The organism is Pseudomonas sp. QLc11A, from assembly GCF_052112305.1.
In the GTDB taxonomy this organism is placed as follows: Bacteria; Pseudomonadota; Gammaproteobacteria; order Pseudomonadales; family Pseudomonadaceae; genus Aquipseudomonas; species Aquipseudomonas laurylsulfatiphila.
Genome location: NZ_JAVAJJ010000054.1, coordinates 1 through 449 on the forward strand (window position 1 = coordinate 1; position 449 = coordinate 449).

A 449-nucleotide genomic window follows, 5' to 3' on the forward strand; every position below is an offset into this window, starting at 1 on the left:
TGGTTTGGGCGACGAAGGTGGCGGCGCTGTCGACGTCGCTGATGGTCAGGGTACCGGCGGTGGAAATGTCGACGGCGGCATGGGTCTCGGTGAGGTTGGCGATGTCGGCGGACAGCACGGCCGCATCGTTGGTGCCGAGGATATTCACGGTGACCGAAGTGAGGGTGCCGTCGGCACTGCTCACCGCGAAGGTGTCGGTGTAGGTGGTACCGGCGGCGAACTCGTTGTGGGCGGAGTCGGCGACGTAGGTCCAGGCACCGCCGGTGCCGATGGAGAACTGGCCGTAGCTGCCGGCGGTGTTGGTTTGGGCGACGAAGGTTGTGGCGCTGTCGACGTCGCTGATGGTCAGGGTGCCGGTGGTGGAAATGTCGACGGCGGCATTAGTCTCGGTGAGGTGGGCGATGTCGGCGGACAGCACGGCCGCATCATTGGTGCCGAGGATATTCACG

At 65.3% G+C, this 449-nt stretch carries 1 protein-coding gene; it reads right to left on the reverse strand.

Annotation, left to right across the window (positions count from 1 at the left end; genetic code table 11):
* The coding region (locus tag Q8X48_RS29850) for a VCBS domain-containing protein (protein WP_407802814.1) at window positions 1-449 on the reverse strand (449 nt) is incomplete at both ends.